This is a genomic window from Sphaerisporangium rubeum, assembly GCF_014207705.1.
Lineage (GTDB): Bacteria > Actinomycetota > Actinomycetes > Streptosporangiales > Streptosporangiaceae > Sphaerisporangium > Sphaerisporangium rubeum.
The window spans coordinates 2101138-2120592 of sequence record NZ_JACHIU010000001.1 but is presented as its reverse complement, the minus strand read 5'-3'; the positions used below and the strand labels follow the sequence as shown (position 1 = coordinate 2120592).

Sequence of the window (19455 nt, the reverse complement as noted above, 5' to 3'; positions counted from 1 at the left end):
GCTCAGGCCGGCGGCCGCGGGTACAGGTGGACGACCCCCTGGATCACCCGCGCGTCGGGTGGCGCGGCCTCGGGGCCGCGGGTGCGTGCGAGGTACGGCAGGAGGATGTCGGTGACCTTGCGGCCGAGCTCGGCCAGTTCCTCGGCGTTCACGCGCAAGGTCATCTGGTTCAGCGTCGCGGCCTGCCGCCACTCCTTGGACTCGCGGACGCTGGAGTCGAGATACCGCCTGACGTCCTCGGCCAGCCCGTCCAGCACCGCTTTGGCCAGCACGTTCTTGGCCTCGGCGAGCTCCGGCGTCTGGTCGTCCGGCTCCGGCACGGTGAACCCCCGGTGCGGCGCCTGCCAGACCCGCTCCCGGCCGTCCCCCCTCGGCGGCGCGTCCTCCACGAACCCGTACTTGGCCAGCATCCGCAGGTGATAACTCCCCGCACTCGCCGAGATCCCCGCCACGGCCGCGCACTCGGTGGCCGTGGCGGGCCCTTCGAGCTGAAGCCGCTTGAGTATGGCCAGTCTGGCCGGATGCGCCAGCGCACGCATGGCCCGCGGATCCTCGACCAGCTTGCTCGGCCTATTCATGCCCCGAACGCTACTGCGTCCACCCGGCCCCGCCCCACCTCCCGCCGGCCACCGAACCCAGCCGGGGCCCGGCCGCCCCGGCGTTCCGCTCCATCCAAGACCGAGTACCGCCTCCGGCCGTCCCGGCCTCCGATCAGCCACACGCCGGCCGACCCAGGGACCGTACCCACCCCGTCCTCCGCACCCGGACCGTCCGACAGCGGCCGACACCAGGCACCCCTTCACGTCCAGCCACTCGTCCAAGCCTCTGCACGTCTCCTGGATCACATCTGACGACCTTTCGTTGCCAGGCGGGGAGGCGGCCCAATATGAAGGGTAGCTTTTACAGTTATGAAGCATTATCTTCATAACTGTGACGCACACCACCCCCCTCCGGCGGCAGCGGGACTACCGGCTGCTGTGGACCGCTCGTGCCGTATCCGAGACCGGCAGTGAGATCTCCCGCCTCGCCGTGCCGCTGACCGCCGCCGTCCTGCTCGGCGCGTCTCCCCTGCAGATGGGGCTGCTGACGGCCACCGCCACGCTGCCGTATCTGCTCATCGGCCTGCCGGCCGGCGCGTGGGCCGACCGGCTGGTCCGTAAACGACCGGTGCTGGTGGGGTGTGAGATCGTCGCCGCCACCGCCGTGGGGACCGTGCCGGTGGCCTGGGCCGCCGGGGTGCTGAGCGTGGTGTGGCTGACCATGGTCGCGTTCGTGGTGGGGACGTGCACCGTCGTCTACCGGGCGGCCTGGTTCCCGCACCTGCCGAGCGTCGTCGCCGACCACCAGCGCACCGCGGCCATCGCGGGCTTCCAGGGGGTCTACTCCACCGCGAGCGCACTCGGCCCCGGCCTCGCGGGTCTGCTCGTCCAGACACTCACCGCACCCGTGGCCCTCCTGGCCGACGCGGCGTCGTTCCTGCTGTCCGCGCTGTGCCTGCGCTCGCTGCGCTCCCCTGAACCGGCGCGCACCACCGAAGGGACGGCGCGGCCCCGAGGCGGCCTCGCCGCCGAGATCCGCGACGGGGCCCGCCTCGTGTTCACCCAGCCGGTCCTGCGCACCCTGATCACCGCCGGTGTCCTGATCAACTTCGCGTCCGCCGCGGTGATGGCGCTGTACGTGCTGTTCGCCGTGCGGGTGCTCGGTCTGCCGGCCGGGATCATCGGGCTGCTGACGGCGTCCTTCGGCGTCGGCGGGCTCATCGGGGCCGCGGTCACCCCGGCGCTGACGGCACGGTTCTCCGAGAACAAGACGCTGCTCGTCTCGTCCGTCGTCCTCCCCGCCGAGATGGTGGTGCTCGCCGCCGCGCACGGCTCACCGGCCGTGGTCGTTCCCGTCGTGATCTGCGGCTACCTGCTCAGCGGCGTCTCCACGGTGATCTTCTCCATCTGTTACGGCAGCATCCAGCTCCGTGAGTCGCCGCGCGACGCCGTCGGCCGGATCAACTCCGTCATGAGCGTCTCCACCCTCGGCGTGATGACCCTCGGGGGACTCGCCGGCGGTGTGCTCGGCGACCTCGCCGGCCTGCGTCCCGCGCTGTGGACCTGCGCCGCTCTGGTGTGCCTCGCGCCTGTCCGCGTCTGGCTCTCCCCCATCCGCCGCATCACCAGCTCGGCGGATGCTCCCCCCTCAACGGCGGAGGAGAAGCCCAATACGGCCGCCTCCGGTTGATCATCCCCGGCTGCCGTACGTAGGTCAGCCTCCCGGACACGCTCTCCATCTCCTGCGTCAGATCACCCAGGTCCACGTCCGCTGCCATCGAGCCGCCGCGGCCCACATGCTCCGCCGCCGACCCGCCAGGATTCACATGCTCCGCCATCGAGCCGCCGCGCTTCGCACGCTCCACCATCGAGCCGCCGAGAGCCACGTCCTTGCCCGGGACCTCGCGTCCCAGCCGGTCCAGCCAGTGAGCCGTCTGTGCCAGCGACACCTCGACATGCCACGACCCACCCTCGGCCCTCCTCCGTGAAAGCCCCGCGACCGCGCCGAGCGCCGCCAGCCATCCCGTCGCGTGGTCGAGCACCTGCGCCGGCAGCGGCACCGGCCGTACACCCCCTCCTCCTTCGTGCGCGATCCCGGACACCATCTGCACCAAACTGTCGAACCCCCGCCGCGTCCCCCACGGCCCCTGTCCCCCATAGGCCGACACATCCACACAAACGACCCCGGGCCGTGCCGCCGAGATCTCCTCCACGCCGAAGCCCCACCGCTCCAACGCTCCCGGCCGGTATCCCCGCACCACCACATCGGCCCCCGCCACCAGCCTCCGCAGCGCCGACCTGCCCTCCTCCGCACGCAGATCGAGCTCACAGCTCCGCTTCCCGAAGCCCGTGCACAACACGAGCCCGTCCACCTCCGGCAGATGCGCCGCCCCCACCCGGAGCACCTCGGCCCCGAACCCCGCCAGCACACGTCCCGCCACCGGCCCCGCGATGACCCGGGTCAGATCCAGCACCCGCACACCGTCCAACTCCCTCACGACTCCCCCACCTTCCCGGCCGTCTCGCTCCCCCAGGCCGTCCTCCTGTCCCCCCCGGAGGTCATCTCGTCCACCGCGACGGACCTCGCCTCCTCCCCGGCCGACGTCCTGTCCTCCCCGTCCGGCGTCCTGTCCTTCGCCACCGGCGTGCACCGGCCCGCCTCCGCCGTCCAGGCGGTGGACACCGATCAACGGCTCCCCGGCCACCGCGTGTCCCTGTGGATGCTCGGCCCACTCGGCACGGCTCCGCATCGCGGCCGCGCACCCCTGCTCCGCGATCACCGCGTCCTCGATCTCCACCGCGCCACGGTGTCCGCACGCCGCCTCGACCTCCGCTCGGCCGGCCCCTGGGCCGAGACCGAGCGCGCGAAGCGCGGCGTCCCTGTGATGGCCGAAGTTGCAGTGGAGCCTCACCCACCCGTCCGCCGTGCGGTAATCACCGGACAGGTCCCCCCACACCGCCGGCCTGACCCCGTCGACCTGGAAGTACCGCTCGTCGAGAAACGCGGCCCATGCCTCGCGTGCGTCCACCTGAACATCGAGTTCCCCTCCGTGGCGCTGCCGTGCGAGAAGCCCGACGGCCGCGGTGGCGGCCCCCACCACGGCCGTCGCAGCCATCACGACACGGAACGCCGTACGAGGGGACGGCATCTCGTCCGCCACGACACGCACCGGCGGAAGCGCCACTCCAACCCCACGACCAAGCTCGTCGATGACCTCACGCACCATCACCGGCCTCCAGCCCCACGGCACTTGTCCACAGAACCACTTTCGGCCCCCCGCCTCCGCTCCGCACGCGCGACCCTGTCTTCATGCACCCGAACCCCCCACCTCAAGCCACGCCGTCACCGACCGAGAACGCATCACTCCCGGCCGCCTTCTCCCTCACACTTCGCTCACCGCTCAACGATCCCCCGTCACCCGTGATCTCCCGGACCCTCACATCGCACTCAGCGGACGGAACTCCCCGACCGCACGCGGAACCCTCGCCACCTGGCGGCTCCACATCACCGCTACCGCCGCCCCCATGTGTGACCCCGCCGCAATACGCCGAACCCCCGGTCCTCACATCTCCGGATTCCGCACTCCCGGTCTCCACACCCCTGGTCTCCGAACCCTCAGTCTCCGAACCCCCGGTCCCCACGCCACCAGAGTCCACACCGCCGGTCTCCACAGCCTCAATCTCCACAGTCTCGATCTCCACACCTCCACGTCCCACCCCCTCGATCTCCACACCTCCAGGTCCCACCCCCTCGATCTCCACACCTCCAGGTCCCACCCCCTCGGTCTCCACGAGGTCGCGCACCTCGCTGTGCGCGGTCGCACCACTCCCCGGCCTGCTTCTCGCTCTCTGCATGCTCGCCGCGCCGTCCTCCGTCCCCCGAGTCGCCGCGTCCGCCGCGCCGCCACAACCGAGCCGCACCGACGGTGGGGGCCGAGGGGACCGGAGCGACGATCCACCACGAGGCATCCGCTGGCGATCACCCCTGGACGGCGAGCCCGACGTCGGCCGTTCCTTCGCGCCGCCGCTCCACCCCTGGCTGCGCGGCCACCGCGGAGTGGACCTCAAGGCCAGGACAGGTCAGCCGGTCCACGCCGCCGGTCCAGGAACAGTGAGATACGCGGGGCGACTCGCCGACCGCGGTGTGGTCTCGATCGTTCACACCGGTGGCCTGCGCACCACGTACCTCCCGGTCCGTCCCATGGTCCGGCCAGGACAGCGAGTAACGCCGGAGACCGTGATCGGAGTCGTCGAGGACCATCCGGCGCACTGTCCTGCCACCTGCCTCCACTGGGGATTGATCTCCGACCGCTACCTCGACCCTCTGCTTCTGCTCGCACGAGGACAGGTGCGGCTCCTACCCCGCTGGAGTGCTCTCATCGGCCCTGCCACGACACCTCCTCAGGGCCCGTGACAGCTATCGGACAGCAGCGGTGATCATGCCTTTGACCAGCGGGTTCATGAAGCCGGTGTACCGGTTCCGGCATAGGCCTGGCGGGGCTGGCAGGAAGCGGTCACGCCACTGCAGCTTGCTGACTCGGTTTCATCTGGTTCGCGGGTGGCAGAAACCGCAAAGTTGGTCGTGCAGAGCAAAGCACACCCGAGAAAGCGAAATGAAATGATTTCTCTCGCCACCACCCCGGCCGACCGCAACTTCTTCACCATCAAGGTCTCGACCGCTCTTGTCACCGGCGCCATTTCCTTCGCGATCGCTCTCGGGATCTCCGCCGGCACCGGCACCACCTGGGACGCCCCCTCCCCCGTCGCCGGCACCACCTGGGACGCCACGTCCACCACCCACATCCTCGCCGCCGGCTCCGGCACCACCTGGGACGCCGCCCCCACCGGTGACAACGGCACCACCTGGGACACTCCCCCCGCCTCCACCGACGGCACCACCTGGGACTCCGCCTCCGCCCTCGCCGCCACCGTCCCCGCCTCCACCACCGGCACCACCTGGGACTGACCCCCGCCCCAAGCCCCACCCAGATCCCCCGCCGGCCCACCGAACCGTCCCACACCGCCCCGATTGACGACTCCCCAACCCACCGACCAGAACAGACCCCTCGCAGCGCCACACCACCTAGGTCGCGAAAAGCCCACGTCAGGAGACCACGACCAGACGCCACCCGCGAGACCCCGCACCACCGACCGGCCTGGACCGCGACAAACCTGCGGCACCGCACACGGCCCACACCACCGGCCCATCGGACCGCGAAGAACCCGCGACCAGGACGCGATACACACCGCATACTCTGTCCCGCGCTGTCCCGCGCTGTCCCGCACGGCCCCGCGCTGTCCCGCACGGCCCCGCACGGCCCCGCACAGGCGCGCTGACGAGCCCAGCGACCACGACGCGACAGTCGGTACGGTCCGCACGACCGGTCTGAATGCCCCCGGTCGGACGCCTGAGAGAACCGCGAGGATCACCTCCAGAGGCACGGACCGCGAGAATCGGAGCTGAGTCTCTTTCATGGCCGTCATATGAACGGATGCCTCCGGAAATCAGCACACCACCATTCGTCATTTCTCCATGCCTCACTCCTTCCGATCCCGGACCTCGAAAATCTCTGACACCTCCATAGCCATGTCCGCATGAGGACAAGCCGACGGTCCCGCCATAGCGGTGGTGCGCAGTGGAGACGGCTCAGGTGCTTCGGCGAAGGCGCCAGCCGTGGTCGGTGCGTTCCACGTAGCCCGCGGCGGCCAGGACACCCAAGTGGCTGAGAGTGGTCATCAGGTCGACCCCGGCGGAGACGGCGATGGTGGCGGGTCCGGCGCCGGAGCGGGAAGGAACGGCTTCCAGGATGCTCCGGGACTCGGCGTCCAATCGGTCTCTCGGCAGGACCGGGGCACGCGGCTCTGGGCTCAGGTCATCCCCTATAGCGGCCATCAGTTCGATCACCTCGTGTGTCGTGGTGACGCACACGGCTTCCGCGCGGCGGATGAGGCGGTGACAGCCGATCGAGTTGCCGGAGGTGACAGGGCCGGGGACGGCCGCCACATGCCGGCTCAGCTTGACGGCGTGGCCCGCGGTGCTCAGAGCACCGCTGCGGATGGCGGCCTCCACCACCACGGTGCCCCGGGTCAGGGCGGCGATCAGGCGGTTGCGTACGAGGAACCTGATCCGGGTCGGACGAACTCCCGGCGGACATTCGCTGACCAACAGGCCCCGGGCCCGCATGCCTTCGAACAGTCCGTGGTTTCCCGCGGGGTACGCGACGTCTGTGCCGCACGCCAGCACCGCGATGGTCTCCGCCACCCCGGCCAGTGCTCCGCGGTGCGCCGCCGCGTCGATGCCGTAGGCGCCACCGGAGACGATCGTCCAGCCGGCTTCGCTGAGCCCGGCGGCCAGTTCCGCGGCGACGTGGACGCCGTAGGGGGTCGCGGCCCGTGAACCCACGATCGACACCGACCGGAGACAGGCGAAGCGCAGGTCGGCGCTTCCGTGGAGCCACAGGCCGAGGGGACGTTCGTGGTGGAGGTCGTCGAGCTGGGTCGGCCACTCCACATCCCCAGGAACCACGAGACGCGCACCGAGCTCCTCACCCCGGGCCAGATCGGCCTCGGCGTCGACGTAAGGCAGGCGGGCTCGCCAGGCGGCGAGGCGCCGCTCGCAGTCGATCGGCTTGCCTCGCCTTGCGGCGATCTCCGCGACGAAGCCAGGACCGAGCCGGCCTTCCCGCACCTGCGCGAGTGCCTCCTCCGCTCCGTACCGTGCGACCAGCTGCCCCATGAGCGGATCACCGGCGTCCGCTATCCGCATCAACGCCACCCGCGCCAGCCTCACCGCGCACCCCGCCATATCTTCAGGAACCTCGACCACCGATGAATCCACCACCGGGACCGCGACGAGGGCTTTCCTTAAGTCACATGGCGAACCCGCAGAGGTCTCGTCCTCTGCGGATGAATCGGATGAGTGCTTCGTGGCGAGCAACGGCGACACGTCCGCCGGGGTCTCCGGCGGCGGGACGGAGGAAGCGTCGGACGAGGACGTCGGTGTGGCGGACATCGGGTGAGTGAGCATGCGGTGAGTGCCGTTTCGTGGTCGGGAGCCTGAGTTGAACGAGGTGGTCGTGGGGTCATTCGAGGCCGGTCCACATGGCCAGCGCGGTGGTGGTCTCGGTGAGCTCCGGCTGGGGCTTGCCGGTCAGGTCGGCGAGACTCCAGGCGATTCGGAGAACGCGATCCAGGCCTCGTGCGCTGAGTTCACCGGTGTCCAGGCAGCGGTAGAGAGGGGACATCGCCGGGGACGGGAGCCGGAAGCGGCCGTGCAGGGCTTGGGAGGGGACCTCGGCATTGCATCGCCATGGAGTGCCGGCCAGGCGTTTGGCCGTGTTCTCTCTGGCGGTGAGCACTCGCGCCGCGACGGTCGCGCTCGTCTCGATGAACTGACGGTCCGCCAGAAGTTCGCGTCTGGTCGACCTGGTGAGACGCACCTTGACGTCGACGCGGTCGAGGAGCGGGCCTGACAGGCGGGCCAGGTAACGGCGACGCTCACTTGGAGTGCACCGGCAGGGGTTCTCCGGCGTGGACGGCTCTGCGCAGGGACAAGGGTTGGCCGCCAGCACCAGCAGGAAGCGAGCGGGGAACGTGACCGTCACCGCGGCTCGTGCCACGGTGACCTGGCCTGATTCGAGGGGTTGCCGCAGGGAGTCGAGGACGCGGGCAGGGTACTCGGGGGCTTCGTCCAGGAAGAGGACCCCTCGGTGTGCCAGGGAGACGGCTCCGGGACGGACCACGGTGCTGCCGCCGCCGATGACGGCGGCCACGGTGGCGGTGTGGTGGGGAGCCACGAACGGTGCGTGCTCCAGCAGGGGACGACCGGGTGGGAGAGTGCCGGCGACCGAATGGATGGAGGTGACCTCCAGGGCCTGGTCACGGTCGAGCGCGGGGAGCAGGGTGGGGAGACGTTCGGCCAACATGGTCTTTCCTGTGCCGGGCTGGCCGAGCATCCACAGGTTGTGGCCACCCGCGGCGCAGACCTCAAGTGCGCGGCGGGCCACCGCCTGGCCCGCGACATCGGCGAGATCGGGAGGGCGAGCGATCTGGTCGGAGGCAGGTGCCGCAGGCGTGGCCGGTTGGAAGGCCTGCGGCGGCAGAGGCAAGGGGTCGGGGATGCCGTCGAGGGAGGTGAGGCGCGCGGGGTCCGAGGTGCGCATGGACTCGATCAGCTCGGCGAGGGTCGGGACCGGGATCACGCGGACGTCCGGGACGAGGGCCGCCTCGGCGGCGTTGGCCATGGGGACGACGACGGTGCGGGCCCCCGCCTCGGCGGCGGCCACCACGGCGGGGAGAACGCCGCGCACCGGCCGGAGTGTGCCGTCCAGCCCCAGCTCGCCTATGAAGAACGGCTGGGAGAGGTGGCGGCGGGGGACGAGGCCGGCGGCACCGATGAGGGCCACTGCTATGGCGAGGTCGAAGATGCTTCCCCGCTTGGGGAGGCTCGCCGGGAACAGACTGATGGTGACCCGAGCGTCAGGCCACGGGTATCTGCTGTTGACGACGGCCGACCGGACGCGGTCACGGGCCTCGCTCAGCGCGGTGTCGAGCATGCCGATGAGGCTGACGCCGGCCAGGCCGTGGCCGACATCGGCTTCCACCTCGACGACATGGCCGCTGACGCCGACCAGGGCCACCGAACGGGTGCGTGCGACGGCCATCTTCAGGACACCCCCCGCTCGTGGCGCAGCACGAACTCGCCCGCGAAACGCTCGATGGCGACCACGTCGATGCGGATGGCGGAGAACCATCGGCTCTGGGTGCTCAGCCATTTGCCGGCCAGCGCGCGCAGCCGGCCGAACTTGGCGCGGGTCACCGACTCGAATGCCGTGCCGTGACTGCGGCCTGAGCGGGTCTTCACCTCGACGACGACGAGCACCGACCCCTCGCTGGCGAGGATGTCGATCTCGCCGCCGTCGCACCGCCAGTTCCGCTCCAGGATCTTCAATCCTGCCGCCGTGAGAAAGTCGACGGCGAGCCGCTCGCCGTGTTTTCCCAGCTCATGTATCTCGGCCATAGGACCACCTCCGGCCCCGACCTTCCCTCATCCACACAACCGCCGTCGGCCCCGAATCCCGCCCTGTGGATAACGTGTCCGAGCGCGGCCACCCCCGCCGAGATGTCCGCCTCCTGTTGCCGCCAGACCCTGCCATGCCCTCCTCACCCTGAGCCGGAGGACTTACCGCCTGTTGGCCACCCCTTGGCCGTCTCCGCGCCATGACCCCCGCCACCGCACCACTTCCCACTGGCTCCTGTCTGTCGGCGCCGCAGGTGATGGGCCAAAGCCCTGTGACACGTGTGTCTGACCAGGAGATACATGCTTCGCCGTACGTGCTTCACGGCACGGACACCCTCGGCCGAGGTAACCGCGTTCCTCCTCGACGCCATACGAGTCGCGAGCTCAAACGATCACTGCTCGGACCGACTGATCCACAGGTTGGCCACCACCACCGGCCGACCGGGTATAGCAAGATCGAGGCGCCTCAACAGGACCGGGTGCAAACAAGGACAGCGTCAGCACGACACCCGGCCCGACCTAGACGACCGGCCCACCACAACCCGGAAAGCGTCCGGTCGAGCACCGTACGACGGCGCCGGATTCGCCGTACAACGTCCCACCGCGTCGGCGCCGAAAGAACGCCACGTCCGGGGGCCGAAGAGACACCCGGACCGAAGAGACACGCGGACCGGAGAGACATCAGGCCCGGAGAACCAGCCAAAGTCGCAGCACGACACCCGGCCCGACCTAGACGACCGGCCCACCACAACCCGGAAAGCGTCCGGTCGAGCACCGTACGACGGCGCCGGATTCGCCGTACAACGTCCCACCGCGTCGGCGCCGAAAGAACGCCACGTCCGGGGACCGAAGAGACACCCGGACCGGAGAGACACCCGGACCGGAGAGACACCCGGACCGGAGAGAACACCGGGTTCAGAGAAGCATGGGTCCGGAAAGGTAACGGACGGCGCCGGAGGGGCACGTGTGAGGAAGACCGGGGGGCGGCGAGACGGATCTTTGGTGGGGTGGAGTCCTGGTGTTCCGTGCCGGGGGGGTTATGGGGGGAGGGGGGTTAGGAGGAGAAGCCTTCCTTGGGCATTTCTAGGTCGGGTTTGGCTAGTTCTTCGACGTTTACGTCTTTGAAGGTGACTACTCGGACGTTCTTGACGAATCTTGCGGGGCGGTACATGTCCCAGACCCAGGCGTCCTGCATCTTGACGTCGAAGAAGACGTCGCCGTTCTCTGCCGTGCGGACGTCGAGGTCTACCGAGTTGGTCAGGTAGAAGCGGCGTTCGGTTTCGACGACGTAGGTGAACAGGCCTACTACGTCGCGGTACTCACGGTAGAGCTGCAGCTCCATCTCGGTCTCGTACTTCTCGAGATCCTCCGCGCTCATCCCGGCCCTTCCCCTTCCTTCTTGCCCCGGTGCGGCCTGTCAGGCGACACCGGCCCCCACACCATTGTCGCCTATCTCGATGGCTGGCCCGGACCGCATCACCGAGTTCACGGTCACAAAGGAGAACCGATGATGTGGCGTGGGGCCGTGGGATGCCAGTGCTTGGCGGTGTGCGGCGGTGACGTAGCCCTTGTGCTCGGCGAAGCCGTACAGGGGGTACCGCTCATCGAGTGAGGTCATGATGCGATCCCTGCTCACTTTGGCGACGATGGACGCCGCGGCCACACACGCGCAGACCTGGTCGCCTTTCCAGACGGCCAGGGACGGAGCGGGCAAGCCGGGCACCGGGAATCCGTCGATCAGAACGTACCCGAGATCGCAGCCGAGACCCGCGACGGCCCGCCGCATGCCGGCGATGTTGCATTTGTGCAGGCCACGACGGTCGATCTCGTCGGAGGGGATCACCACGACGCTCACGGCGCGCGCGCGAGCGACGATCTCGTCGTACAGGGTCTCGCGGCGGGCCGGGGTGAGGAGCTTGGAGTCGGTCAGGCCCTCGATGGGAGGGCCGAGCACGACGGCGGCGACGACCAGAGGGCCGGCGCAGGCGCCGCGGCCCGCCTCGTCGACACCCGCGATGGGAGAGAACCCGCGCCGGGCGAGCGCGCGTTCGTACGCGTAGAGGCCCGAGTCGCGCCGGACGATGCTGGGGCGCGGGCGATAGAGGACGCTCATAAGGCTGCCGGCTCGCCGCCCCACCGCAAGTCGACGGACCCGCGAGCCGGCCTGGCACCGGTGGCGTCGAACGACGTTTCGAGCACGACCATGCGGCCAAGCCTACGCCCGATCGGTCCCATCGGGTACGGCTATCGGCGGTCCGGAAGAGCGTCCTGGTCAGGGATCGACGCACGGCGGCCGGCGGTCCCGGGTACACGTGCCGGTCGGCTGCCGCAGAACGCGGTGCGGAACAGGACGCTGGTGGGTTCGCGTGCCGGTCCTGGCGCTCGTGCCCGTCGGCTGCCGCAGAACGCGGTGCGGAACAGGACGCTGGTGAGTTCGCGTGCCGGTTCTAGCGCTCGTGCCGGTCGGCTGCCGCAGAACGCGGTGCGGAACAGGACGCTGGTGGGTTCGCGTGCCGGTCCTGGCGCTCGTGCCCGTCGGCTGCCGCAGAACGCGGTGCGGAACAGGACGCTGGTGAGTTCGCGTGCCGGTTCTAGCGCTCGTGCCGGTCGGGGACGTCGTCGTCAGGGGAGGTGGGAGAAGGCGTCGGGGACGGGGAGTGTGGCGACGCGGTCGAGGGGCCAGTAGCGGGCCACGGCGCGGCCGATCACGGCGCTGGTCGGGATGGTGCCTTTGCCGGGTTCCTTCAGGTGAGCGCGTGCGTCCTCAGAGGCGGCCCGGTGGTCACCCATCAGCCACAGGTGCTCCTTCGGCACGGTCACGTCGAACTTCTCCTGGGAGGGGAAGTCCTGGGGGTGGAGGTAGGACTCCTCGTGCAGGGGTCTGCCGTTGACGGTGATGCGGCCGTCGGCGTCGCAGCACTTGACCCGGTCACCGCCGATGCCGATGACGCGCTTGACGGTCGGGGTGCCGTCCCAGCCGGTGAAGACGACGACCTCGCCGCGGCCGATGTCACCGGAGAGCTTGTTGACGATCACACGGTCGTCGATCTCAAGGGTGGGCTCCATGGACTCGGACGGGATGTAGAACGAGCCGATGACGAAGACGTTGGCCAGGAGCGCCGCGACGACTCCACCCCCTACCAGCAGTACCGACTCCAGCCATCCGGCGCGGCGCCGCTTCCTCGCGGATGGCGCGGAAGGGCCGGCGGCGGAGGATCCTGCCGTGTCCGTGTCCGTGTCCGTGTCTGTAGCCGTGTCGGGGGAGGTGGATGCGGACATGTCCGGGTCGGACGTGGCCGGGGAGGCGCTGGAGGGGTGGGGGGTGGCGGTGTCTTCGGGGGGAGGAGTGGTCATTTCTTCGTGTCGGTCACGCCGTGGCCCTTGAGGATGGAGGGCTTCTGGTGGATCGGGTGGCGACGGCGGCGCAGGGCCACCAGGGGTACGGCGCCGGCGAAGCCGAGGAGGAGCGGGGCGGCGCCGCCGGTCACGGCGGCGGCCTGGTGGAGGGCCGGCTGGGTGAAGGTGTCGGGGATGGGGAGGATCGCGGCGCGGGAGAAGGGCCAGACGATGACGAAGGCACGGCCTACGACGCTGTCCATCGGGATGGCGCCGCCGCCGGGGTCGCCCTGGTGGGAGCGGGAGTCGAGTGACACCGAGCGGTGGTCGCCCATGACCCACAGGCGGTCCTTCGGCACCTTGATCTCGAAGAACTTCTGGGACGGCTCGTCGGCGGGGAACAGGTAGGCCTTCTCCTCCAGGGGCACACCGTTGACGGTGATGCGTCCCTGTGCGTCGCAGCACTTCACGACGTCGCCAGGCAGGCCGATGACCCTCTTGATGTAGTCCTTCTCGCCGGGGACCACGCCGAAGGCGGTGCCGACCCAGCGGAAGAAGCCGGCGACGGGGTTGCCGGGCTCCGGCACCTCGACCTCGGAGGCCCAGGAGTCGACTCCGGAGAAGACCACGATGTCGCCGCGCTCGATGTCGCGGGTGTGGTAGACGAGTTTGTTGACGAGCACCCGGTCGTTGACCAGCAGAGTCGGCTCCATCGACTCCGACGGGATGTAGAAGGCCTGCACCACGAAACTCTTGATGATCAGCGCCAGGACCAGCGCCACCACCACGAGGACGGGCAGTTCACGCCAGAAGGAGCCTTTTTTCTCCTTGCCGCCCTTGGCTGACGGCTTGGTGTCTTCCGCGACCACGCTCTACCTCGTCTTCGACAGGGCGGCTCGGCCCGCCGTCCCCCGGATGTGGCAAGTCATCGCTGTCGAGCCTAAATGATGTCTCCCGCCCGGCGGGTCGCCGACTCGGCACGGCGGTCAAAGAAAGAGCGCCGTGCGGGCAGCAGAATGGCCCGCATCCCAGGTGGGTGCGGGCCAACGCCGGGACCCTACTTGCCCGCGGGCAGCGCGTCGCGCTTCTCGCGGATGCGGGCGGCCTTCCCGCGCAGCTCACGCATGTAGTAGAGCTTGGCGCGGCGGACGTCGCCGCGGGTCACGACCACGATCTTCTCGATGACCGGGCTGTGCACCGGGAAGGTGCGCTCCACACCGACGCCGTAGCTGACCTTGCGCACGGTGAAGGTTTCACGCAGTCCCCCGCCCTGGCGGCGCAGCACGAAGCCCTTGAAGACCTGCACGCGGGAGCGGTTGCCTTCGACGACGCGCACGTGGACTTCGAGCGTGTCACCCGGGCGGAACTGCGGGATGTCACTGCGAAGGGAGGCTTTCTCAAGCTCCTGGATCTGCGTGTGCATGACGGCGTTCCTCAACTTGTGAAGCGAGCACCCGGAGGTCCGCCCGGCCATGCCCGAGGCATGGCGGCGAGGAAGACGCGGGTGCTGGACTGAAATCGTCTCGGCTGCCGGGGTGATCTCCCGGCTCAACCGACCGCAGGGCAGTCGGAGACAGCGATTCAGTCTGCCATATCTTCCGGCGTGAAGCGAAACGAAGCCTCGCGAAGCACCTCATGGTCCCGTTTGTCGAGGACGTCCGGGTCGAGCCTGGCGGCCAGCTCGGGCCGGTTGGCGACGGTGCGGCGCAGCGCCTCGTCCCTGCGCCACCTGGCGATCGCGCCGTGGTTGCCGGACAGCAGCACCGGAGGCACCTCGTGGCCGCGCCACACGGGGGGCTTGGTGTAGACGGGGCCTTCCAGCAGGCCGGACATGGCGCCGGGGGCGAAGGAGTCGTCGGCGGCGGAGTGGACGTTGCCGAGGACGCCGGGGAGCAGGCGGCCCACGGCCTCCACCATGACGAGCACGGCGGCCTCTCCCCCGGCCAGGACGTAGTCGCCGATGCCGACCTCGTCGACGCGCAGGCGGTCGCCGTACTCGGCCATGACGCGCGCGTCGATGCCTTCGTAGCGGGCCGGCGCGAACAGCAGCCAGGGCTCCTTGGCGTACGCCAGGGCCGTCTCCTGGGTGAACGGCCGTCCGCTCGGTGTGGGGACCACCAGGCGTGGCGGGGTGGCGGCGTCGCCGATGACGGCGTCGAGGGCCTCACCCCAGGGCTCGGGTTTCATCACCATGCCGGGCCCGCCGCCGTACGGGGTGTCGTCCACGGTGCGGTGGACGTCGTGGGTCCAGTCACGCAACTGGTGCACCCGGATGTCGAGCAGGCCCTTGGCCCGGGCCTTGCCGATCAGTGAGACGTCCAGCGGCGCGAAGTACTCCGGGAAGATCGTGATGATGTCCATGCGCATGGCGGCCCCCGTCACAGCGCCTGGCCGGGGTCGAGCAGACCTGGCGGCGCGTCCACGACGAGGCGTCCGCCGTCGATGTCCACCTCGGGGACCAGCGCCTTGACGAACGGCACCAGCACGTCCTCGGCGCCGCGGCGGATCACCAGGAGATCCTGCCCGTGGTGGCGGACGTCGGTGACCTCGCCGACGATCTCGCCGCCGGCGGTGACCACGGTCAGGCCGATGAGCTGGTGGTCGTGGAACTCGTCGGGATCGGACGGCGGCGGCACGTCGGCCGAGTCGATGACGAGCAGGGTGCCGCGCAGCGCCTCGGCGCCTTCGCGTCCTGAGACGCCGGCGAGGCGGAGCAGCAGGATGTTCTTGTGCCAGCGCGCGCCTTCGACGACCAGCGGCCCGGTCTGCGGCGGGTCGGTGGCGAGCGACGTACCCGGGCTGAAGCGCGCCTCGGGGTCGTCGGTGCGGACCTCGACGGTGACCTCACCGTGGACGCCGTGCGGACGGCCGATGCGGCCGACGACGAGCTGCACGTCGCTGTTCCTCCCAATGACTGTGGCCCGAAAGAGTGTGGCCACGGGGAACGTGGCCGGGAACCACGACAGGGGACCGCCCGGCTGCCGGGGGTCCCCTGTCGCGAGGGTCTCGCGTGTGTCGCCGCGTTACCGGGCTTCGTTCAGGTCGAGCAGGTCGACCCGGACGTACTTGCCGTCGGCGAGTGCGTTGACGACGGTGCGAAGCGCCTTGGCCGTGCGGCCGCCGCGCCCGATGACCTTGCCGAGGTCCTCAGGGTGGACCCGGACTTCCAGGACGCGGCCGCTGCGGATGCGGCGGCCGCGCACGAGGACGTCGTCGGGATGTTCGACGATGCCCTTGACCAGGTGCTCAAGGGCCTCCTCAAGCACCTCAGGCCTCGCCTTCCGGCTTCTCCTCCGCGGCGGCCGGCTCGGCCGGGGTCGCGGCGGTGTCGTCGGCCTTCGGGGCGGCCTTACGGCTCTTGCGCTGCGTGGTGGCGGTGTTGCCACCGGCGTCCGCGGACAGCGACTCCTTGGCGGCGGCCTCGTAGGCGGCGTGGCGGTCCGACTTGGGCTCGGCCACCAGCAGCGGCGCCGGAGCGGCCTCGCCCTTGAACTTCTGCCAGTCGCCGGTGAGCTTGAACAGCTTCAGCACCGGCTCGGTCGGCTGCGCGCCGACCCCCAGCCAGTACTGCGCGCGCTCGGAGTTCACCTGGATGAGCGAAGGGTTTTCCTTCGGGTGGTAAAGGCCGATCTCCTCGATCGCACGGCCGTCACGCTTGGTGCGGCTGTCCGCCACCACGATGCGGTACTGCGGGTTGCGGATCATGCCGAGCCGCTTGAGCTTGATCTTGACTGCCACGGGTGTGGTCTCTCCTGGGCTTTGAAAAGGGTGAGCGGGCGACGCGCCGAGTGGGGCACGGCGGGAAGACCGCCCGAGGGACAGGCCGTGACCCGCGGAGGTGAGAGGGCATCCACGGTCACGGTGTTCCAACGTGCCATTGTGCCAGACAACAGGCGTGACGCCGAATCGACGCCCCGCTTCTCCCGTGGTGCCTACTTCTGCCCGGGAAGCTTGAGCTTGGACGGGTCGAAACCAGGAGGAAGCTCCAGGCCGGGGGGCAGTTGGCCCGCGCCGAGCCCGCCGAGGCCGGGAGGCAGGCGGGGGGTGTCGCCGGACCCGCCGGACGGCGCGGTCTTGCCGAGCGCGGCCTTGCGCGGGTCGCCGCTGACCCGGCGGCCCTTCTTGGCCTTCTTCTGCGCCGCCTTGCCCTTGTTGCGTCCGCCGGGCATGCCGGGGATGCCCATGCCGCCGGCCATCTGGCGCATCATCTTCTGCGCCTCGAAGAACCGGACCACGAGGTTGGCGACCTCGGTGACGGTGACGCCGGAGCCGCGCGCGATGCGCGCGCGCCGGGAGCCGTTGATCATCTTCGGCTCGGCGCGCTCGGCCGGGGTCATCGAGCGGATGATGGCGGCGACACGGTCGAGGTCGCGCTCGTCGACCTGGTTGAGCTGGTCGCGCATCTGCCCCATGCCCGGCATCATGCCGAGGAGGTTCTTGATGGGCCCCATCTTGCGGACCATCAGCATCTGCTCGAGGAAGTCGTCGAGCGTGAAGTTGTCACCCGAGACGAGCTTGCCGGCCATCTTGGCGGCCTCTTGCTCGTCGAAGGTGCGCTGCGCCTGCTCGATCAGGGTGAGGATGTCACCCATGTCGAGGATGCGGGACGCCATGCGGTCGGGGTGGAAGGCGTCGAAGTCCTCGAGCTTCTCACCGGTCGAGGCGAACATGATGGGACGGCCGGTGATGTGACGCACCGACAGGGCCGCGCCGCCGCGCGCGTCGCCGTCGAGCTTGGTGAGCACCACGCCGTCGAAGCCGACGCCTTCCATGAAAGCCTGGGCCGTGGTGACGGCGTCCTGGCCGATCATGGCGTCGACGACGAACAGGACCTCGTCGGGCCGGACCGCGTCGCGGATGTCGGCGGCCTGCTTCATCAGCTCCTGGTCGATGCCGAGGCGGCCGGCGGTGTCGATGATGACGATGTCGTGCTGCAGGCGGCGTGCGTGGTCGATCGAGCCGCGCGCCACGGCGACGGGGTCACCGGTGCCGTTGCCGGGCTCGGGAGCGTGCACGGCGACGCCGGCGCGCTCGCCGACCACCTGGAGCTGCTGCACGGCGTTGGGCCGCTGCAGGTCGGCGGCGACCAGCAGCGGCGCGTGGCCCTGCTCGCGCAGCCAGCGGGCGAGCTTGCCCGCGAGGGTGGTCTTGCCGGCGCCTTGGAGACCAGCGAGCATGATGACGGTCGGCGGGTTCTTGGCGAACCGCAGCCGGCGCGTCTCGCCGCCGAGGATGGCGACCAGCTCGTCGTTGACGATCTTGACGACCTGCTGTGCGGGGTTGAGCGCCTGGGAGACCTCGCTGCCGCGGGCCCGCTCCTTGACGTGGGACACGAAGTCGCGGACCACGGGGAGCGCGACGTCGGCCTCGAGAAGGGCGATGCGGATCTCTCGGCAGGTCGCGTCGATGTCGGCGTCGGACAGCCTGCCCTTGGACCTCAGGGAGGAGAAGACCGATGTCAGCCGGTCGGAAAGCGTCTCGAACACGTGATTGGCCAGCCTCTGCGCTACGGGTCGTCCGGGGTCGTGCGGTGTGCGACTCGACCTCCCAGCCTAGCCGCTTCCCGGGCCGGTCACGCGTGCCCGCGAACGGCTGAGGGGTCAGCCGCGCCGGCCTGGCACCGAGACGCGCATGGTGAGCGCGTGCTCGACCAGGGAGATCAGCGTGCTCTTCACCATTTCCCGTTTCCGTGCGTCGGTGCGCACGATCGGGATGTGCGGCCCGAGCGTGAGCGCGTCGCGCACCTCCTCCTCCTGGTAGGGGTGCTGGCCGTCCCAGCCGTTGAGCCCGATGACGAACGGCAGTTTCGCCTCCTCGAAGTAGTCGATGGCGGGAAAACTGTCGGCCAGGCGCCGGGTGTCGACCAGCACGATCGCGCCGATGGCGCCGCGTACGAGGTCGTCCCACATGAACCAGAAGCGGTGCTGGCCGGGGGTGCCGAACAGGTACAGGATGAGGTCCTGGTCCAGTGACACGCGGCCGAAGTCCATGGCGACGGTGGTCGTGGTCTTGTGGGGGGTGAGTCCCAGGTCGTCGATGCCGGCGCTGGCGTCGGTCATGACGGCTTCTGTGGTGAGGGGGACGATCTCCGACACGGCGCCGACGAAGGTCGTCTTGCCGACGCCGAAGCCCCCGGCGACGACGATCTTCGTCGAGGTCAGTGCCGGGGCCCGGTTAGAGCCTGCGAAGTCCACTGAGAACCCTTTCGAGCAAGTTGAGGTCCGGCTTTCCGGCGTCCAGTTGCGGCTGGTGCAGCTGGACGAGTCCTTCGGCGGCCATGTCCGAGATGAGGACGCGGGCCACGCCGAGCGGCACGCGCAGCAACGCGGAGATCTCGGCGACCGACCGCACCTGGCGGCAGAGCGAGCAGATCGCCTGGTACTCAGGAATCAGTCCGGAGAGGTCGTGGTAAGCCGGAATTGTGGAGTGCACCAGCGTCTCCATGGCCAGATGCGTCCGCGGCGCCGACCGGCCACCGGTGACGGTGAAGGGACGCACCGGTGAGGACGGCTCCGGCTGGTAAGGCCGTAAGCCGTCCTCCCAGCCGGGACCGCCACCCAT

The 19455-nt window shown here is 69.8% G+C and carries 21 protein-coding genes; 3 read left to right on the top strand and 18 right to left on the bottom strand.

The genetic code is table 11. The annotated features are described in order from the left end of the window. Positions 1–2: 2 nt before the first annotated feature. Positions 3–578 (bottom strand): ArsR/SmtB family transcription factor, encoded by a 576-nt coding sequence (locus tag BJ992_RS09090; protein ID WP_184979469.1) that lies wholly within the window; start codon positions 576–578, stop codon positions 3–5. 352 nt (positions 579–930) lie between these two features. Between BJ992_RS09090 and BJ992_RS09085 the strand changes: the two genes are divergently transcribed. Then, the gene (locus tag BJ992_RS09085; RefSeq protein ID WP_184979468.1) at positions 931–2229 is read left to right on the top strand and encodes an MFS transporter; all 1299 of its coding nucleotides are present in this window, start codon (positions 931–933) and stop codon (positions 2227–2229) included. On the opposite strand, the gene BJ992_RS09080 is transcribed toward BJ992_RS09085, so the two are convergent. Continuing rightward, positions 2162–3766, bottom strand: a complete 1605-nt coding sequence (locus BJ992_RS09080; protein ID WP_246496568.1) for a CoA transferase — start codon at positions 3764–3766, stop codon at positions 2162–2164. The two genes, BJ992_RS09085 and BJ992_RS09080, sit on opposite strands and share 68 nt — an antisense overlap. Positions 3767–3869: 103 nt before the next feature. Then, on the bottom strand, positions 3870–4331 hold the full coding sequence (locus BJ992_RS09075; RefSeq protein ID WP_184979467.1) for a hypothetical protein: 462 nt from the start codon (positions 4329–4331) through the stop codon (positions 3870–3872). 61 nt (positions 4332–4392) lie between these two features. Here BJ992_RS09075 and BJ992_RS09070 point away from each other — a divergent pair, with 61 nt between their 5' ends. Then, positions 4393–4953 (top strand): M23 family metallopeptidase, encoded by a 561-nt coding sequence (locus tag BJ992_RS09070; RefSeq protein WP_184979466.1) that lies wholly within the window; start codon positions 4393–4395, stop codon positions 4951–4953. Positions 4954–5157: 204 nt separating this feature from the next. Beyond that, positions 5158–5505 carry a hypothetical protein gene (locus BJ992_RS09065; RefSeq protein ID WP_184979465.1) on the top strand — a complete coding sequence of 116 codons (348 nt, stop codon included), beginning with the start codon at positions 5158–5160 and terminating at the stop codon, positions 5503–5505. Positions 5506–6186: 681 nt separating this feature from the next. On the opposite strand, the gene dprA is transcribed toward BJ992_RS09065, so the two are convergent. From dprA to BJ992_RS08990, 15 genes are all read right to left on the bottom strand, one after another. Further along, on the bottom strand, positions 6187–7305 hold the full coding sequence (gene dprA / locus BJ992_RS09060; RefSeq protein WP_246496567.1) for a DNA-processing protein DprA: 1119 nt from the start codon (positions 7303–7305) through the stop codon (positions 6187–6189). A 316-nt stretch (positions 7306–7621) separates the two neighbouring features. After that, positions 7622–9202 (bottom strand): YifB family Mg chelatase-like AAA ATPase, encoded by a 1581-nt coding sequence (locus BJ992_RS09055; protein WP_184979464.1) that lies wholly within the window; start codon positions 9200–9202, stop codon positions 7622–7624. A gap of 2 nt (positions 9203–9204) precedes the next feature. Continuing rightward, entirely contained in the window at positions 9205–9558 is a 354-nt protein-coding gene (locus BJ992_RS09050) for a YraN family protein (protein ID WP_184979463.1), read from the bottom strand. Positions 9559–10612: 1054 nt separating this feature from the next. Next, on the bottom strand, positions 10613–10936 hold the full coding sequence (locus BJ992_RS09045) for a DUF2469 domain-containing protein (protein ID WP_030511723.1): 324 nt from the start codon (positions 10934–10936) through the stop codon (positions 10613–10615). Between the two features lie 39 nt (positions 10937–10975). Then, the gene (locus tag BJ992_RS09040; protein ID WP_184979462.1) at positions 10976–11671 is read right to left on the bottom strand and encodes a ribonuclease HII; all 696 of its coding nucleotides are present in this window, start codon (positions 11669–11671) and stop codon (positions 10976–10978) included. A gap of 509 nt (positions 11672–12180) precedes the next feature. Further along, positions 12181–12912 carry a signal peptidase I gene (gene lepB / locus BJ992_RS09035; RefSeq protein ID WP_246496566.1) on the bottom strand — a complete coding sequence of 244 codons (732 nt, stop codon included), beginning with the start codon at positions 12910–12912 and terminating at the stop codon, positions 12181–12183. Beyond that, positions 12909–13763, bottom strand: a complete 855-nt coding sequence (lepB, locus tag BJ992_RS09030; RefSeq protein ID WP_184979461.1) for a signal peptidase I — start codon at positions 13761–13763, stop codon at positions 12909–12911. Before lepB (BJ992_RS09030) ends, lepB (BJ992_RS09035) begins: the two co-directional genes overlap by 4 nt. Before the next feature lie 188 nt (positions 13764–13951). Further along, complete coding sequence (gene rplS / locus BJ992_RS09025; RefSeq protein WP_184979460.1) at positions 13952–14317, bottom strand: 50S ribosomal protein L19; 366 nt, start codon at positions 14315–14317, stop codon at positions 13952–13954. Between the two features lie 158 nt (positions 14318–14475). After that, complete coding sequence (gene trmD / locus BJ992_RS09020) at positions 14476–15261, bottom strand: tRNA (guanosine(37)-N1)-methyltransferase TrmD (RefSeq protein WP_184979459.1); 786 nt, start codon at positions 15259–15261, stop codon at positions 14476–14478. Positions 15262–15272: 11 nt separating this feature from the next. Next, on the bottom strand, positions 15273–15788 hold the full coding sequence (rimM, locus tag BJ992_RS09015) for a ribosome maturation factor RimM (RefSeq protein WP_184979458.1): 516 nt from the start codon (positions 15786–15788) through the stop codon (positions 15273–15275). 129 nt (positions 15789–15917) lie between these two features. After that, positions 15918–16160: an RNA-binding protein gene (locus BJ992_RS09010; protein ID WP_184979457.1), complete on the bottom strand. Its 243-nt coding sequence runs from the start codon at positions 16158–16160 to the stop codon at positions 15918–15920. Between the two features lies 1 nt (position 16161). After that, positions 16162–16632, bottom strand: a complete 471-nt coding sequence (gene rpsP / locus BJ992_RS09005; RefSeq protein WP_184979456.1) for a 30S ribosomal protein S16 — start codon at positions 16630–16632, stop codon at positions 16162–16164. A gap of 194 nt (positions 16633–16826) precedes the next feature. Next, entirely contained in the window at positions 16827–18380 is a 1554-nt protein-coding gene (ffh, locus tag BJ992_RS09000; RefSeq protein ID WP_184979455.1) for a signal recognition particle protein, read from the bottom strand. Positions 18381–18494: 114 nt separating this feature from the next. Next, positions 18495–19055, bottom strand: a complete 561-nt coding sequence (locus BJ992_RS08995; RefSeq protein ID WP_184987773.1) for a GTP-binding protein — start codon at positions 19053–19055, stop codon at positions 18495–18497. A 13-nt stretch (positions 19056–19068) separates the two neighbouring features. Next, the gene (locus tag BJ992_RS08990) at positions 19069–19455 is read right to left on the bottom strand and encodes a DUF742 domain-containing protein (RefSeq protein ID WP_184979454.1); all 387 of its coding nucleotides are present in this window, start codon (positions 19453–19455) and stop codon (positions 19069–19071) included.

Coding starts and splice junctions, on each gene's coding strand:
- BJ992_RS09050 (WP_184979463.1), bottom strand. CDS start 9,558: ATGGCCGAGATACATGAGCTGGGAAAACACGGCGAGCGGCTCGCCGTC.
- BJ992_RS08990 (WP_184979454.1), bottom strand. CDS start 19,455: ATGGGTGGCGGTCCCGGCTGGGAGGACGGCTTACGGCCTTACCAGCCG.
- BJ992_RS09090 (WP_184979469.1), bottom strand. CDS start 578: ATGAATAGGCCGAGCAAGCTGGTCGAGGATCCGCGGGCCATGCGTGCG.
- BJ992_RS09040 (WP_184979462.1), bottom strand. CDS start 11,671: ATGAGCGTCCTCTATCGCCCGCGCCCCAGCATCGTCCGGCGCGACTCG.
- BJ992_RS09080 (WP_246496568.1), bottom strand. CDS start 3,766: ATGGTGCGTGAGGTCATCGACGAGCTTGGTCGTGGGGTTGGAGTGGCG.
- dprA (WP_246496567.1), bottom strand. CDS start 7,305: ATGCGGATAGCGGACGCCGGTGATCCGCTCATGGGGCAGCTGGTCGCA.
- BJ992_RS09065 (WP_184979465.1), top strand. CDS start 5,158: ATGATTTCTCTCGCCACCACCCCGGCCGACCGCAACTTCTTCACCATC.
- trmD (WP_184979459.1), bottom strand. CDS start 15,261: ATGCGCATGGACATCATCACGATCTTCCCGGAGTACTTCGCGCCGCTG.
- BJ992_RS09055 (WP_184979464.1), bottom strand. CDS start 9,202: ATGGCCGTCGCACGCACCCGTTCGGTGGCCCTGGTCGGCGTCAGCGGC.
- BJ992_RS09070 (WP_184979466.1), top strand. CDS start 4,393: ATGCTCGCCGCGCCGTCCTCCGTCCCCCGAGTCGCCGCGTCCGCCGCG.
- rplS (WP_184979460.1), bottom strand. CDS start 14,317: ATGCACACGCAGATCCAGGAGCTTGAGAAAGCCTCCCTTCGCAGTGAC.
- BJ992_RS09045 (WP_030511723.1), bottom strand. CDS start 10,936: ATGAGCGCGGAGGATCTCGAGAAGTACGAGACCGAGATGGAGCTGCAG.
- lepB (WP_246496566.1), bottom strand. CDS start 12,912: ATGACCACTCCTCCCCCCGAAGACACCGCCACCCCCCACCCCTCCAGC.